This window comes from Paenibacillus sp. Marseille-Q4541 (assembly GCF_018310695.1).
Lineage (GTDB): Bacteria > Bacillota > Bacilli > Paenibacillales > Paenibacillaceae > Paenibacillus.
On sequence record NZ_JAGXCY010000008.1, the window covers coordinates 103,852 to 119,876 of the forward strand.

A 16,025-nucleotide genomic window follows, 5' to 3' on the forward strand; every position below is an offset into this window, starting at 1 on the left:
TTTTCTATGTCTGTACATAATCGGGATTGTCCTGTTGCATGCTATTCCAATATAAGTACTTTACGTCAGAGAGTCGGAGAAGCAGTGATACGGGAGGTGAGCAATCGTTATGAACAGAGAAAAGGATAAGCAACAAGGGGGCAATTCGGATACAGGGATCGGTGTACCCCATCTGCCGCAGATGAACTGGTCCCTCGTTAAGAACCTAGATGAGAATAATAAAGTCCTACAAACCTTGTTAAAGGATTGCTCTGACTTTGTTTTTCGGGAAATTCATCATGACGGTTGCCCTCGGGTGAGCATTGCTTTTATTGAAGGTATCGTAAATACAGATGATATTCAGGATCACATTCTACATCCTCTTGTCGAGGGGCTTAGCCCGAGCGGTTCCCTTCATGGACAAGAGCAGCTGTCCTTGGAAAATACCCCTTTTTCCGTTACGCAAGTAAAAAATGCAACGGTTTGGCATGAAGTAATAGAAGCCATTATGGATGCAAGTGTACTGGTTCTCGTAGAGCATATGGACAATGGACTACTTATTAATCTTAAGGGAGGTCAGCGTCGCTCCGTACAAGAGCCTCAGACAGAATCGGCTATCCGGGGCCCGAGGGAAGGTTTCAATGAAACGCTGCGAGTAAACACATCCCTTCTTCGGTTCAAACTGAAGACACCGATGCTAAAGATGGAAAATATGACGATGGGTACAGAGACAAAAACCGCAGTGGTTTTAACGTACATAAAAGGACTTGCTAGGGAAGATTTAATTGAAGATGTCAGACACCGTCTTCAAAACATCAAGATTGATGGAGTACTGGAGTCAGGCTACATTGAGGAATTAATTGAAGATCATCCCTATTCACCTTTTCCTCAAGTTCACTATACCGAACGTCCTGATACAGTGGTTGCGAATTTACTGGAAGGAAAGTTTGCCATCTTAGTGGACGGTACTCCTTTCTGTTTGATTGGTCCAGTAACGATGTGGCAGATGCTTCAAGCGAGTGAAGATTATTATGAACGGTTTTTTATTAGCAATTTTTTGCGCTGGATTCGGTTGTTCTTTATGATGGTTGCCTTGTTTCTTCCTGCTTTATATATCGCCATTACGACGTTTCATCAGGATATGCTGCCGACAACGCTGATTCTTAGTATTGCGGCTGCGAGGGAAGCGATTCCTTTCCCTGCTTTGGTGGAGGCACTGCTCATGGAACTTTCCTTTGAAGCGTTAAGGGAAGCGGGGGTCCGTTTACCCAAAACAGTAGGTCAGGCCGTCAGTATCCTTGGCGCCCTTGTTATTGGTCAAGCTGCGGTTCAAGCCGGTATCGTATCTGCACCTATGGTTATCATCGTGTCCATGACAGGGATCGCTTCGTTTACGATTCCGAGGTTTAACTTTGCGATTACGCTTCGACTGTTACGATTTCCGTTGATGATTCTTGCGGGAACACTTGGGCTTTTTGGGATTATTATTGGTACAGTGCTCATTTCAGCACATCTTACCCAGCTCACTTCTTTTGGAGAGCCTTACCTCCTCGGTGTCAGCCCATATAGAAGAGGGCAATCCAAAGATATCTTAATGCGGGTTCCATGGTGGAAGATGAAATTCAGACCTTCCACAACTCCGAAAGGAAAACGACAACGTATCAGTGATGATATCAGCGGGACACCGACAGGTGACGAAGGGGGCTGGGGGGAGTGAGAAAGGTTCATCTGCTCCTATGTATGCTGCTTCTGTTGTCTGTACTGCTTACGGGGTGCTGGGATCGAAGAGAGATCAATGACGTGGCTTTCGTGGTGGGTACAGCACTTGATAAAGAAGAGGATAAATACAGAACCACTTTACAGATTACGATTCCGGGCCAAGTTGCTGGTCCGGAAGGAGGAGGCAATGGAGAGAATCCTTGGTTTCTAAGATCGGTTGCAAGCGACTCTTTACGTGGCGCAACATTAATCATGCAGACGGAAACCCCTCGAAAAATATTTTTCTCACATCGTAGATCTTTATTGTTTGGAGAGGCGTTAGCAAGGGAAGGTATCTCCACTATCCTGGATTCATTTGGCCGTCTTCCGGAGAACAGACTATCTGCCTTACCTGTGGTTACGAGAGGAGATGCCTATCAAGTCTTAAGTGCGGAACCTCAGATTGAACAATATCCGGGCGAGGCCATTCGGGAGCTTGTGTTTTCTTATCTAAAGAAGCCGTGGACGATGAAGACACTTGTTAATCTGATTTTGGAGGAGGGAATTGATCCGGTTATGCCGCTCATTTCTACAGTAGAAAGCGTTCCTTCTAGTGTGGCAGAGCCTAAAAAAGGGCTTGGCATCGCTGGTCTTGCTGTATTTAGAGAAGATCAATTGGTTGGTCTCATTAATAAAGAACATGCAGTGGGAATCCTGCTTGCCATGGACCAAGCAAGTAATATTGAGCTCCCCGTCAATGCTCCGAAAGGGAAAGGGAAGATCTTTTTTTCCATTAATGAAAACAATGCCGAATTTACGCCTATTGTACACAGTGACGAAGATATAACGATGAAAATTACGATTGATGCACGAATGTCCATAACGACGAATGAATCGAATTATGATACGACGGAGGAAGCAAACATAAAGGAATTGGAGCACGAAATGAATGAAATGGTCAAAAAAATGATGGAGACGAACATAGAAAATCTTCAAAATTATAAATCCGACATTTTGGGGTTCGGCCGACTTTTGAAGACAGAACATCCGAAGCTTTGGGCACGAATAAAGGATCGGTGGGATCAGATATATCCTGAAATCACGATAGAGGTAGAACCTAAATTTCGTTTAGAAAATACGGGGACAGCTACTGAGCCCTTTGCCGTTAAGGAAGGAAAGATGATCAAATGAACTGGCTGGCGCTTTTTTTCTTTCTAGTTGCCTCCTTCTCTATTGTAATGCTGGATTTTAACAACCTGCGTAGTTACAAACCCGTGAACCGTTGGGTTTCCTATTCTATCATTGCACTTAGCGTTGCAATTTGGATTTACAATGTATCTCCTGTAACCGTCATTAGACCCACGATTGTCATTTCTCATCTTTTAAGTCCGTTTGTACCCGTGGCTGGAGAATAAGAGATATCAGAATCACGATGAAGCAGATTAAGGAGGGAATATTCATGAGCGTTCATCAGTCCAGTGAATCAAATCAGTCTCAAAACATAAAAAAACCGAAGTCCAAGCCGATGACAAGTCGACAGCTCGTGCTTATGATTTTGCTCATAACGCTCCCTATTAACTTAATCCATTCTCCATCGGATATTGTTCTGTTTGGGAGACAACATGCTTATCTATGTATTTTGATTGTGTATCTCGTTGTCATTTTCAGCATATGGCTTCTGTCTAGAACGCAGCGGAGATTTGGAGAAAAGAACATATTTCAAGCGATGATTATTCGATTTCCTGTCATCGGTCGTATGGTAGTTGTGCTGTACATCCTCTACTATTTTTTCATCTTAACAAGGGATGCAAGAATTATGAGCGATTACGTAGATACAACACTGTTAGCGAGAACGCCGATCATGGTTATCCTTTTCAGCATTTTCATTATGTCGGGGTATATTATTCGAGGAGGAATGAAGTCCATTGTGGGTATGGCTGAGATTTTTATCCCGATTATGGTTCTTGTTATTTTAACCCTTCCCTTTTTTGTATCAGGTGAACTGGATTTTCACTATTTGAAACCATTTTTTCCTGTTGATATAAAAAGAGTGGCAGAAGGAAGCTGGTACTACTTCTCCTTCGCAGGAGAAGCGGTCATCCTTCCTTTTATTCTTGGGAAGGCCAGTTTTAATATGAAGGCTGCAATGAAAGGAGTCTCGTTCTCCCTCTTGTTATGCGTGATGCATGTGATCATGATGATCCTCATCTTGGGACTTCCGATTATCCCTAGGCTGACCTATCCTTCCTTTGAACTTGTTCGCCAGGTACAGATTAGTGATTTTTTGGACCGTTTTGACATGTTTCTTGCAGCAACCATGCTGCCTACTCACATGACAAAGATCGCCTTTGATATTTATGTTGTATGCTATGGGATCGGGAGTCTAACTAAAAATATGTCTGGACGCATGATGCAGGGCCCCGTCATCTTGCTGGCATATGTCTGTGCTTTCTGGTTCTTTAAGGATTCGGTACAGGTATTTAATTTCGACCGGGAGTGGGTGCTCATTACTCTTTTCTTCATCTTTGTCATGCCTGTGCTTATTTTCTTGTTTGTGAGACCAACCAAGAAAAAGAAAAAAAAGAAATCGGAAAAAACTCTCGGGCACACTGCAGGTAGTGCTTCAGGAACGTAATCCTTATCTTGGAACATTTGAACTACTTTTCCTTTCCTATGTTTCCCTTGTATACTAGGGACAACACAAGCATAAGAGGGGGGTACGTAAGAAATGGCACAAAATTTGCTTGGCAAAAAAGTAGCACTAGCTGGACCCCGCAAGTCTGAGGAAATGTCTATGATCGTAAAAAAACTGGGCGGTACTCCGCTACTTCGGCCTGCGCAAGGTACGGTTTTTCTAGATGATGAGCATTTGAAGAGCAGCATAGAAGCTTGGGTGAAGCATCCTCCGGAATGGACGATTCTCACAACGGGCATGGGACTGGATGCTATTTTTCAAGTCGCAGAACAGCTTGGGCTTGAGGAAGAATTGTTAGAGGCGCTGCAGAAAACCCAGATCGCGGCCCGTGGTTACAAGACGGTGAATGCGCTGCGCAAACGGAATTTGAAGCCGGTCGTTCGGGACGATGACGGGAGTACGTCCGGATTGATTCGTGAACTCATGGATTACGATCTTCAAGGGAAAAGTGTCACTGTCCAGCTTCATGGGGAGTCAGCTCCGCGCCTGATGGCATGGCTAAGAGAAAAGGGGACTTCTGAAATTAGAGAAGTGCTTCCTTATAGACACATACCGCCGCAAGAACATGAACTTGAAGAGCTGCTGCAGGATATTCTTGAACAAAGAGTTGATGCGGTTACCTTTACAAGTGTTCCTCAGATTCGCTTTCTCGCAGCCTATGCGGAGCAGCATGGGAAGCTTGCCATCATGAAGGAACGTTTTGAAGGGGACGTTGTAGCTGCCGCTGTGGGAAGAGTGACAGCACAAGCGATGATAGAAGAAGGAGTTACACCTCAGGTGATACCGGAAGAAGAGCGTATGGGAAGTATGATGGTTGCACTAGGCAAGTATTTTGCACAGAAACAGGAAGTATAAGTATAAGAAATCCCCTCTTGTTACAACCTATAGGGCAAGGACACCTGACCGCAGTAGAGGTGAGGTGTTTTTTTGTTTCAGATTCACATGCAACTTACAAAAGTGTAAGAGAGTTTTCAAGACTCAAATTTGTGTTTAGATGTTAATAAGTCTTAATATTTAGAGTATGTACATATTTCCACAGGCTAGGAAGTTTCCTAACGTGGACTGATTATTTTAGGAGGTGCAACATCCATTGGGGTTAGATATTTTAGTCATTCTCGTACTACTCATCGTTAATGCCTTTTTCGCAGCTTCCGAGATGGCGCTGATCTCCATTAATGACAACCGGATTCGTATTTTATCATTGGAAGGAAATAAACGTGCACAAAAGCTGGAAAAATTACTGGAGGAACCGACGGGTTTTCTATCTACGATCCAGATCGGGATTACGCTCGCAGGATTTCTGAACAGTGCTTTTGCGGCTGACAAATTTGCATCCGTGCTTGTAGATTACGTGCTGTCACTGGGATTAGATATTTCTCCCTCCGTGCTTTCTTCCATATCCGTCATTGTTATTACGCTGATTCTTTCTTACTTCACGCTCGTATTTGGGGAACTCGTACCTAAACGGATTGCAATGAAAAAGGCAGAGACGATTGCACTTGCAGTATCCGGTCCTTTAAGTGTATTGTCCAAAATCGTCAAACCTTTTGTAAAATTGCTTACTGTATCGACTAACCTAACCGTTCGTTTATTTGGTATCGATCCCAATGCGGAGGATGAAGAAGCTTCTGAAGAAGAAATTCGGATGCTTGTAGATACGGGACTCGAAAGAGGAACGATCCAGCAAAGTGAAAAAATGATCATCCACAATATATTTGATTTTGATAATAAGGATGTATCTGATATGATGACCCATCGTACGGACATGATTGCAATTTCAGCAGATGCCCCGTTCGACGAAGTACTTGAGATCGTGCAATCAGAGCAGTATACTAGGTTTCCCGTATTTGAGGAGCGGATCGATAATATCATTGGTCTCCTGCATGTTAAAGATTTGATCGTCCAGTTTAGGAAGGATACAGAAAGGCCGAAAAGCATAATGGATATCATTCGTCCTGCTTATTTTGTATCAGAAACGAAAAAAGGGGACGACCTGCTAGAAGAACTTCAGCAGAATCGGGTGCACATGGCCATCGTCGTTGATGAATATGGAGGTACCGCGGGGATCATCACCATTGAAGATTTGATTGAAGAGATCGTAGGTTCCATATATGATGAATACGATGAAGATGAATCGATCTTTGAACAAATGGATGAGAATACCTACATTTTCACGGGGATTGCCCATCTGGATGAAGTAAGTCAGATTACAAAGGCAAGTTTGCCTGAAGAAGAATATGAGACGCTTAGTGGATTTATGGTAGGTACGCTAGGTCGTATTCCAACGAAACAGGAGCACCCCGAATTTGACTTTAGAGGCTTCCGTTACAAAGTTTTAGAAGTTGGAAAGCAGCGAATCCGCCGGATTCAAATGACTAGACTCCCTGTAGAAGAGACATCCGATCATCTTGATGGAGAAGTATTGTCCGTTAAAGAATAGATAATTATATAGAAATAAACCGCGGGAGCGTTTCCTTCAGCGGTTTGTTTTTATGTAAAGGAAGATATATGACGAATTTGGTAAATTGAGCTGATGAATAAAGGGTATTTTCTGTCTGTGACGAATTCAGAGTAGTGATAAATAAATGGCTTTTTGTCTGTTATGTAACTTATGGATTTATACGAAACATTGGAGGTTATACTAGGCAATATCAATCACCATAAAGTTATTCGTTTCCTGATGTACCGGATAGGTAAGAGCAGGAACGATCATATAAGCGAGTAAAGGACAAGGAACTTTCTTGCTTTGCGTAAGCAAATGAAACGAAACCAATCAGACAAAAGCAGAGCAAAGGAGGAATCGATAATGAATCGAAAAAAAGCACTATTATTAGGGGACTACACACACCCCATGTATCATCCTCTGCAAGGAGTCGATGCGGAAATTAGCCGAATTCTTCAGGATGAGATGACAGTACAATGCAGTGAAAACCGTAATTTGATGTTAATGGAACACCTAGCTGGGTATGATCTACTTATTTCTTACCTGGATGACTGGAAAGGAGCAATGGCTCCACAACAGGCAGCAGGATTACTGAGTTATGTTAGTGGAGGAGGGGCGCTGCTCGTTCTACACAATGGGATTTCTATGCACAATCGCTATGAAATTGCTCAATTACTTGGGGGAAGATTTACAGGGCATCCTGCCCCGCGGAGTTTGCGTTTTCAAGTAACAGATCCGCTTCACCCTATTATGTCTGGAATTGAGAACTTCACTATGGACGAGGAACCTTACCAAATTGAGTTTGATAATTTCTCGGATCGAACGGTTCTTCTAGAGTATATGAACGAGGACGGCAAATCCTGGCCGGCAGCTTGGGCACACACCTACGGGATGGGACGTGTTGTCTACTTAATGCCAGGGAATTCTGTACCTTCTTTCAGTAACGAGTCGTTTAGACAACTAATCCTTCAGTCAGCAATGTGGGCTACACGGACGAAGAAAAGAAGATAAGAGTTGCCTTTTGGGTTGAGAGGGTAATAAAGGTATATACTATAGGTAGTACAAGATTTTCTAAGAAGGAGGACAAAAGGCATGAGCGATTTGTTTAAAAAGGCGGTTTCCCTGGGGTGGGGTCTTACCCTAGTCAGCAAGGAAAAAGTGGAGAATGCAGTTGGCGATTTGGTAAAACGTGGTGAGCTTGCACCATCCGAATCCAAGGCACTCATTGAGAAGCTGATGGAGCGCGGCAATGAAGAACAAACAAGTTTTAAGAAAATGATTGAAGGCCAAGTGGAGAAAGTGCTAATTGACCTTGGTGTACCTACCAAAACAGATGTAAACCGACTAAACATGCGAATTGAGGAACTGGAGCAAAAGCTGTCAGCGCTTGAAGCTGGTCAACCCGTGAAGCATCCGGACACACCAATTCTTACGTCAACGCCTGAAATTGAGCAGCCTCCTAAAGGAAACGAGATCGAATAAATGGCAGTTCACATTAAAAATGCCGGACGATATAGAGAGATTGCCATGGCGCTGATGCGTCATGGCTTCGGCTATATTGTTGAGGAAATCAGCTTTTTTCAGGTGTTATCACTGCCAAGAAGATGGATTACTCATGAGACCGGACCAGAAGCCAAAACACTTGGGGAACGTATAAGGCATGTACTTGAGGATCTTGGGCCCACCTTTGTCAAATTAGGACAACTCGCAAGTACTCGTTCGGATTTGCTTCCATCAGGGGTCATTTCGGAGCTCACCAAGCTGCAGGATCAGGTGCCGCCTTTTTCTCCGGAGATTGCACGGGGAATTCTGGAGCAGGAACTCAATGCACCACTGGAAGAGCTACTTGCTGAATTTGACGATACGCCTCTTGCAGCTGCCAGTATTGGACAGGTACACATCGGTAGACTCCGGAGCGGTGAACAAGTAGCCATTAAGATTCAAAGGCCGGGCATATCTCCTGTCATTCAGCGGGATCTGAATATTCTGAAAGATTTCGTGGCTCTTGCAGAACGCAGGTGGGAATGGGTAACCCGTTATCAGCTGCGGGAGATGGTTAAAGAGTTTGCTGCTTCTCTGCTTGCGGAGCTTGATTATAGCCATGAAGGAAGAAATACGGAAAAAGTAGGACTTCAGTTTATGGAGAGCTCAGAGGTTCATGTCCCTAAAATCTTCTGGGATTACACTCGCGCCAGAGTTCTGACGATGGAATATATGGATGGCATCATGCTGAATCAGCGGGAAGTTATTATCGGGAAAGGTTATGACCTAAAAAATATAGCTCAGCGGCTGGTTGACTCCATGCTGCATCAAATATTTATTGAAGGCTTCTTCCATGCAGATCCCCATCCTGGAAATCTAATGGTAATGAAGAATGGAACCATTGCTTTTCTTGATTTCGGAATGGTGGGTCGACTAAATGAGGAGATGAAAGAACAGCTTTCTTCGCTTATCATAGCGCTTATGCGTAAGAATACAGAAGGAATGGTACGATCCATTGAACGTCTCGGAATGATTCCCGAAGGAACCAACATGGGCTCACTTCGCAGGGATCTGGACCGCATCCGGGATGACTATTACGATATTCCTTTTGCCAGTATCAGTGTTGGACAAGCACTGAATGATTTATTTGGAGTCGCGCAGAGGCACCAGATTACCCTGCCTTCTGATGTAATATTACTAGGTAAAGCCTTGGTTACACTGGAAGGAGTTATCGAAAATCTGGATCCCACCATTAGCATTATTGATATGGCAGAGCCTTTCGGGCGGAAGCTGATACGCGAAAAGTTCAGTTCGAGAAAGATTAAGGGGAAACTGCTAAGCAGTGTAACCGAACTCATTGAGACGCTGGTGGACTTACCAGGACAAGCTCGACTTTTGACTTCAATTATAAGCAAAGGAAAACTTAAGGTAGAAATCAGCATTCCTGAATTGGAGCAATTCGAGCACAAGCTGGATCAAATCAGTAATAAATTATCACTTAGCATCGTGTTACTGGCTTTTTGTATCCTCATGGTGGGTCTTTTTATTGGATCTTCGAAGACAGAGCAGGTCTGGCACGTGCCGCTACTTGAAGTCGGCATTGTGATTGCCGGTTTAATGGTGTTATGGCTCATTATTTCAATTATTAGATCCGGAAAGCAGTAAATAGGTACACATAAAAAAGCTCCTCTACTCCATTGCGGGGTGGGGAGCTTTGTAGTAGTGGGTAATACATGTATAATCAGGAACGGGAAAACGATCCGTATTTCTGCAAATTTAGAAATGTAAGGGGGCAAAACAAATGAATATAAGTGAAATCGTACATAAACAAAAAGTTTACTATAGAACCGGTGCAACAAGACGTCTGGAAGCAAGAATGGAACAACTAAGTTTGCTGAAAGATGCCATTCGGCGCAGAGAATCCGAAATTTTAGATGCTTTGAAGATTGACCTAAACAAGAGTGAGCAAGAAGCATATATGACCGAGATCGGTATTTTACTGGAGGAGATCTCTTTTGTCACCAAACGGCTGAAAGGGTGGATGAAACCCCGTAAAGTAAAAACAGCCAAAACTCATATCGGCAGTAAAGGTTATATCGTTCCCGAGCCATTTGGCAGCGTGCTGATCATCGCGCCTTGGAACTATCCTTTTCAGCTCGCGATATCACCGCTTATAGGAGCGATTGCGGCTGGGAATACGGCTGTCATCAAACCATCAGAACTTACCCCGCATGTATCTACGGTGCTCGCCTCCATCATTGGGGAAGTATTTGATCCTGCATTTGTAACCGTAGTGGAGGGCGGAGTTGAGACAAGTGAGGCGCTGCTAGCTGAGCCTTTTGATAAAATATTTTTTACAGGTAGTGTGGCTGTCGGTAAAGTTGTCATGAAAGCTGCTTCAGAGCGCCTTATTCCTGTTACGCTTGAGCTTGGGGGGAAAAGCCCTTGCATCGTTCACCATGATGCCAATATGAAGCTTGCCGCTAAACGGATTGCTTTTGGTAAACTAACGAATAGCGGACAGACCTGTATTGCTCCCGATTATTTGCTGGTTCACGAGAGTGTAAGGGACACATTTGTTACAGAATATGAAAAAGCGATCAAGCAATTTTACGGCAAAGAGCCAGTCTCACATGATAATTACGGACGGATCGTGTCTCCTAGACACTTTGACCGGTTGCAGTCTTTTCTCACAAACGGCTCCATCGTCCTTGGCGGGGAAACGGATAGCGAATCGCTCAAGATTGCACCAACACTGCTGGATGAGATCACGTGGGATAGTCCTGTGATGCAGGAAGAAATATTTGGTCCGATTTTGCCAATGATGACATATAAACACCTCGATGAAGTCGTGGATATGGTAAATGCTAGGCCAAAACCACTCGCTTTATATCTATTTACGCTCAATCAATCTGTGCAAGACCGGATTGTTGAACAAATACCTTTTGGTGGAGGGGCTATTAATGATACACTGATGCATATTGCTACACCGTATCTGCCATTTGGCGGCGTAGGGGAAAGCGGCATGGGTAATTATCACGGGGAGCATAGCTTTACTGCTTTCTCACATATGAAAAGTGTACTGAAGCAGACAAATGCTTTTGATATTAAGTTCAGATATCCTTCCAAAACCGGGTCTGCCATGATGCGCCGGTTCATGAAGTAAAGAGCGACGAGGGAGAATAATTGCCGGTCATGTTTGCTTAAGGTAGTCGAATAAAAATCGCTTGAAATAGAGCCATGAGGTGAATATTTTGGTAAGTTTTGATAAGTTGGGCATTCTGCCCGAATGGAATGAAGCATTGCGTATGCAAGGTATCTCGGTACCTACACCGGTACAGGAAAAATCAATTCCGATTCTGCTCCAAGGTTCGGATATTATTGCCGAGGCGCAGACGGGAACAGGTAAGACTTTTGCTTTCATGCTGCCGATTTTGCAGCGACTGAATGCGGAAGATCGTTCTCCGCAGGCATTAATTGTAGCTCCAACAAGGGAGCTCGCTCTGCAAATTACAACCGAAGCAAAGAAGTTAACTGAGTCTAGAGAAGATATTCGTGTTCTTGCTGTTTATGGAGGACAGGATGTAGAGAAACAGTTGCACAAACTAAAAGGCGGCGCACAGATTATCATCGGTACACCAGGAAGATTGCTGGATCATCTGGGCCGCGGAACTCTCGTTTTGGATAAAGTGAAGATGCTGGTTCTTGACGAGGCGGACCAAATGCTGCATATGGGCTTCCTGAATGATGTGGAAATGCTCATTAAAGCACTGCCTTACAAACGTCAAACGATGCTTTTTTCTGCAACGATGCCGGCAGGTATTCGCAAACTGGCACGTGCCTACATGAAGGATCCGGTTGACGTAAAAGTACAATCGAGCAATGTAATTCCAGTTAAGCAAATCCGTCAATTAGTGGTAGAAGTAACGGATCGTACGAAGCAAGAAGCACTGATTGGGGCAATTGAGCAATACCGTCCGTATCTCGGTATTATTTTCTGCCGTACAAAACGCCGCGCTTCAGTTTTAAATGAGGCTCTACAGGATCTTGGATATGCGAGTGATGAGCTGCATGGTGACCTGTCCCAAGCGAAGCGTGAGACGGTAATGAAAGCATTCCGTAATGCCAAGCTGCAGCTTCTTGTAGCTACTGATGTGGCAGCAAGAGGACTGGATGTGGAAGGCGTAACGCATGTATTCAATTACGATATTCCTCATGACGCGGAAAGTTATATCCACCGAATCGGAAGAACGGGACGTGCAGGCGGCAAAGGGCTTGCTATTACCTTTGCAGCGCAAAAAGACAAGCCGGAAATCGCTCGAATCGAAGAAGGCACTGAGCAGCGTCTTGACCGTGCCGTTTGGCAGAGTGGTAATGCAGGCGAACCAGGAACCATTGAGAAATTAATCGGTGGTGGAAGCTCATGGAGCAGCAGCGGCGGAGAAGGACGAAGAGTTCGATCTGACGCAAAGCGTGAAGGAAATCGATCCGCTGGAAGAAGTGGTGGTCGCAGCGGCTCACGCGGAGGACAGGAGTCATCCGGCGGCGGACGAGGCAAAGCACGTGGGCAACAGGAGTCTTCGCGCGGCGGACGAGGCGCAGCACGCGGACCGAAAGAAACATCTGGTAGCGGCCGAGGTGAGTCACGTGGACAGCAGAACGCTTTCTATGATCTGGAACGCGGAGGAAGCAAGCGTAGTAGTGAAGCAGGGCGCCAAGGTGCGGACAGAGCTCGCACGAGTGGACGTCCTGGAGGAAGTGAAGGCCAGAAGAGAGCGGACCGTGATCGTCCTTGGCGTTCTTCCGAAGGTTCTACAGGTAGTGAATCGCGTTCAAGAAGCGGTGGTAACGGTAGCGGAAGAAGCTATCAAGGTGGCAGTCGCAGCGGTTCCTCTTCTCAAGGAAGAGATAGCCGTAATTCCTCAGGTGGCTATGACAGAGGTCGCTCTGGTGGACGCAAGGGACGTTAACAACAAAATAAGTTTTTAAAATGTTTGAAAAGCACGCCTTCGTAAGGGAGAAGGCGTGCTTTTTTGCTTTTCTATTGAAAATTACCAGCAAAAACAACAGATCACGACTTGACAAATGATAATGATTATCAGTATCTTTAAATAGATTACGAAATCATCATGAATTTTTCATTTGTTGTTCGTTTGAACTTCATGTTAAACATACATACATCTTGAAATGCCAGCTTTTTGTTACAAAGCCAACCAAGTGGAGGAGATGATTTTATGTTTCGCCTGGAAACTGCAGGACTTAGCATTGCTTACGAGGACCGACTGATCGTTGAAGATCTAAATATACAAGTACCCCAAGGAAAAATCACAGCACTTGTTGGAGCAAATGGCTCCGGTAAGTCTACTATTCTCAAAACAATGGCCCGCCTGATGCAGCCGAAAAATGGTCAGGTCTTGCTCGACGGAAAGTCCATTCATAAGCAGTCCACTCGCGAAGTGGCGAAACAATTAGCTATTCTTCCACAGAACCCGACTGCACCGGAAGGGCTGACCGTTACGGAACTTGTGTCCTATGGCCGTTTTCCTTACCAGAAAGGTTTTGGCACCCTGAAAGCGGAAGATAAAAAAATGATTGAGTGGGCCATTGAGGCGACTCGGCTCAGTGAATTTCATGATCGTCCAATTGATCAACTATCGGGTGGTCAACGCCAGCGTGCCTGGATCGCTATGGCGCTTGCGCAAGATACGGATATTCTTTTTCTAGATGAACCTACGACGTTCCTCGATATGGCTCACCAGCTTGAGGTATTGCAGTTGCTGGAGGAACTGAATATCACTGCACAGCGCACGATCGTGATGGTGGTTCATGATTTGAACCATGCCTCTCGTTATGCGCACCATATGATCGCGATTAAGCAAGGGAAAGCAACTGCAACGGGTTCGCCTGAAGAAGTAATGACCCCAGATGTGCTTAGAGAAGTATTTGGCATTGAGGCGGATATCGTGACTGATCCGCGGACAGGAGTTCCGCTTTGTCTGCCTTTCGCGCTTGCAGGCAAGGAGAACAGGGGTCTTATCGGAGTTGGAAATTCCTTACAAACACAAGTGCGCCAAGTTGCTGGTGTATAGATTTTTTTGGTAGTACGTAATAATGAGATGAAAGTGGTGAGATGAAGATGACGCTAGATTATACCGTGCTTGCAAAATATGGGCGAATTCAAAGCAATCTATCACCTGACTCGGTGAGAGATATTACCTTACTCGAGCTGATTCGTCCCGAGTATGGAAATCCATGGCTTGAGATATATCAGCGCCATCTTCAGGCAGAGACGACAGGAGTAGCAGCTGTGTATGTGATGCACACAGTTAGTGGTCTGCTGGTTGCTGCACACTATATGATATCCATGTGTGACACATATATGGATATCTCCCTTTCAAATGTAAGTTTACAGATGGAACTGAATGATTCTGGTGCTCCGCAGTTAAGCTTTGTGCTTCATAACAAGGAAGAATATAAGCATACAAATCGTGCAGATGCAGCAGAACGTCAGCAGATGCTGGAACGATTTTATGGTGGAACACTTCGTCCACTTGTAGAGGGAATGGCTGCAGGAGGAGGAGTACCCGTCCCGGCACTATGGGGACAATTTCCGAATATCCTTGCGTATTATTTGAATTTGTTCAAAGAAGGCCTTCCCTGCGGGGAACAGCATCTTGGAGATCGTCTTACAAAGGACCACGAAGCGGTGAAACAATTTGCGCCTGAACTGTTTAACCGCAAGAAAAATCCGTTTGACATAGAGCCTGTATACATAGAGAATCCGCTGAACTCGGAAAAACCGTATCGTATGAAATCAGCATGCTGCGAGTACTACCGAATATCGGACGGAAAGAACCGCAAGTGTTATACATGCCCAAGGATGAAAGCTGAAGAACGGGCTGAACGGGCAGAGGAAATGCGAGGCACTGTACTCATCTAATTATGTTAACGACGGACTTGCATGCCTGACTTGGTGGAAAATAGAACATGAAAAAGAGGGGATACGCGCGTATCCTCCTCTTTTTTATATTAGCGTAAAGTAGCTTCATATTCTGTTTTCGTAGTACCGTAATAGACAAGATCCTCGTATTCGCCCCACTTCATGATATGTTGTTTCAGCTCTCCTTCATACTTCATTCCGATCTTTTTCATAACGGTGGAAGAGGCCGGATTTTTAGTCATAGCAGCTGCATAAATCCGATTAAGTCCCAGTTCCTCAAATCCATACTGAAGCATACGGTTGGCTGCTTCTGTAGCATAGCCTTGTCCCCAATACGGTTTACCAATCCAGTAAGCCAGTTCTGCTCTGTTATGGTCATTGGCGATATGTAGTCCCATGCAACCGACAAGCTCTCCCGTTTCATTCGAGATAAGGGCGAGGGAGGTGCCTAAATTGTTCTTGTGCCTTTCATGAGTGGCAACAATGAAAGCTTCTGCAGAGCCATCGGGGTACGGATGAGGGATCGATAAAGTCGTACTAGCCACTTCTTTTTCCCCTGCAAACTTTTGTATTGCCGCTGCATCAGTGGACTGGAGAGGTCTTAGTGTTAGTCTGTTAGTTACGAAAGTAGGTTGCATGGTGATCGGCTCCTTAGATATGAATTTTTGTTATTATATAACAGAATATGGAACAGTCAATGGGTGTCTTATTTAATTTTTTTAATTTTGAAGGTTTATTCGGATCAAACAGAGAATCTATGATGAGCTAGAAGGAAAAACGGGTATAGT

The 16,025-nt window shown here is 44.6% G+C and carries 14 protein-coding genes; 13 read left to right on the top strand and 1 reads right to left on the bottom strand.

The features are described 5' to 3' along the window. Positions 1 to 109: 109 nt before the first annotated feature. The 13 genes from KFT32_RS11640 (at position 110) to KFT32_RS11700 (ending at position 15,237) form a co-directional block, all read left to right on the top strand. Entirely contained in the window at positions 110 to 1,696 is a 1,587-nt protein-coding gene (locus tag KFT32_RS11640) for a spore germination protein (RefSeq protein ID WP_211747373.1), read from the top strand. Next, on the top strand, positions 1,693 to 2,868 hold the full coding sequence (locus KFT32_RS11645) for a Ger(x)C family spore germination protein (RefSeq protein ID WP_211747374.1): 1,176 nt from the start codon (positions 1,693 to 1,695) through the stop codon (positions 2,866 to 2,868). Before KFT32_RS11640 ends, KFT32_RS11645 begins: the two co-directional genes overlap by 4 nt. Beyond that, a complete protein-coding gene (locus KFT32_RS11650; RefSeq protein WP_211747375.1) occupies positions 2,865 to 3,092 on the top strand; it encodes a hypothetical protein in 228 nt (75 codons plus the stop codon). Before KFT32_RS11645 ends, KFT32_RS11650 begins: the two co-directional genes overlap by 4 nt. Before the next feature lie 44 nt (positions 3,093 to 3,136). Then, positions 3,137 to 4,312, top strand: coding sequence for a GerAB/ArcD/ProY family transporter (locus tag KFT32_RS11655; RefSeq protein ID WP_211747376.1), 1,176 nt, complete (start codon positions 3,137 to 3,139; stop codon positions 4,310 to 4,312). 93 nt (positions 4,313 to 4,405) lie between these two features. Beyond that, positions 4,406 to 5,227: a uroporphyrinogen-III synthase gene (locus KFT32_RS11660; protein WP_211747377.1), complete on the top strand. Its 822-nt coding sequence runs from the start codon at positions 4,406 to 4,408 to the stop codon at positions 5,225 to 5,227. A 235-nt stretch (positions 5,228 to 5,462) separates the two neighbouring features. After that, entirely contained in the window at positions 5,463 to 6,812 is a 1,350-nt protein-coding gene (locus tag KFT32_RS11665; protein ID WP_211747378.1) for a hemolysin family protein, read from the top strand. 366 nt (positions 6,813 to 7,178) lie between these two features. Continuing rightward, on the top strand, positions 7,179 to 7,826 hold the full coding sequence (locus tag KFT32_RS11670; RefSeq protein ID WP_211747379.1) for a ThuA domain-containing protein: 648 nt from the start codon (positions 7,179 to 7,181) through the stop codon (positions 7,824 to 7,826). 81 nt (positions 7,827 to 7,907) lie between these two features. Continuing rightward, the gene (locus KFT32_RS11675; protein ID WP_211747380.1) at positions 7,908 to 8,297 is read left to right on the top strand and encodes a phasin family protein; all 390 of its coding nucleotides are present in this window, start codon (positions 7,908 to 7,910) and stop codon (positions 8,295 to 8,297) included. Continuing rightward, positions 8,298 to 9,962 carry an ABC1 kinase family protein gene (locus KFT32_RS11680; protein WP_211747381.1) on the top strand — a complete coding sequence of 555 codons (1,665 nt, stop codon included), beginning with the start codon at positions 8,298 to 8,300 and terminating at the stop codon, positions 9,960 to 9,962. It begins immediately after the preceding gene. A gap of 136 nt (positions 9,963 to 10,098) precedes the next feature. Beyond that, a complete protein-coding gene (locus KFT32_RS11685; protein WP_211747382.1) occupies positions 10,099 to 11,463 on the top strand; it encodes an aldehyde dehydrogenase in 1,365 nt (454 codons plus the stop codon). A gap of 88 nt (positions 11,464 to 11,551) precedes the next feature. Then, positions 11,552 to 13,267 carry a DEAD/DEAH box helicase gene (locus KFT32_RS11690; RefSeq protein WP_481856327.1) on the top strand — a complete coding sequence of 572 codons (1,716 nt, stop codon included), beginning with the start codon at positions 11,552 to 11,554 and terminating at the stop codon, positions 13,265 to 13,267. A gap of 264 nt (positions 13,268 to 13,531) precedes the next feature. Continuing rightward, positions 13,532 to 14,386: an ABC transporter ATP-binding protein gene (locus KFT32_RS11695; RefSeq protein ID WP_211747383.1), complete on the top strand. Its 855-nt coding sequence runs from the start codon at positions 13,532 to 13,534 to the stop codon at positions 14,384 to 14,386. Between the two features lie 47 nt (positions 14,387 to 14,433). After that, complete coding sequence (locus KFT32_RS11700; protein WP_211747384.1) at positions 14,434 to 15,237, top strand: hypothetical protein; 804 nt, start codon at positions 14,434 to 14,436, stop codon at positions 15,235 to 15,237. 89 nt (positions 15,238 to 15,326) lie between these two features. Here KFT32_RS11700 and KFT32_RS11705 read toward each other — a convergent pair whose 3' ends face one another. Next, positions 15,327 to 15,875, bottom strand: a complete 549-nt coding sequence (locus KFT32_RS11705) for a GNAT family N-acetyltransferase (protein WP_211747385.1) — start codon at positions 15,873 to 15,875, stop codon at positions 15,327 to 15,329. Positions 15,876 to 16,025 lie beyond the last annotated feature (150 nt).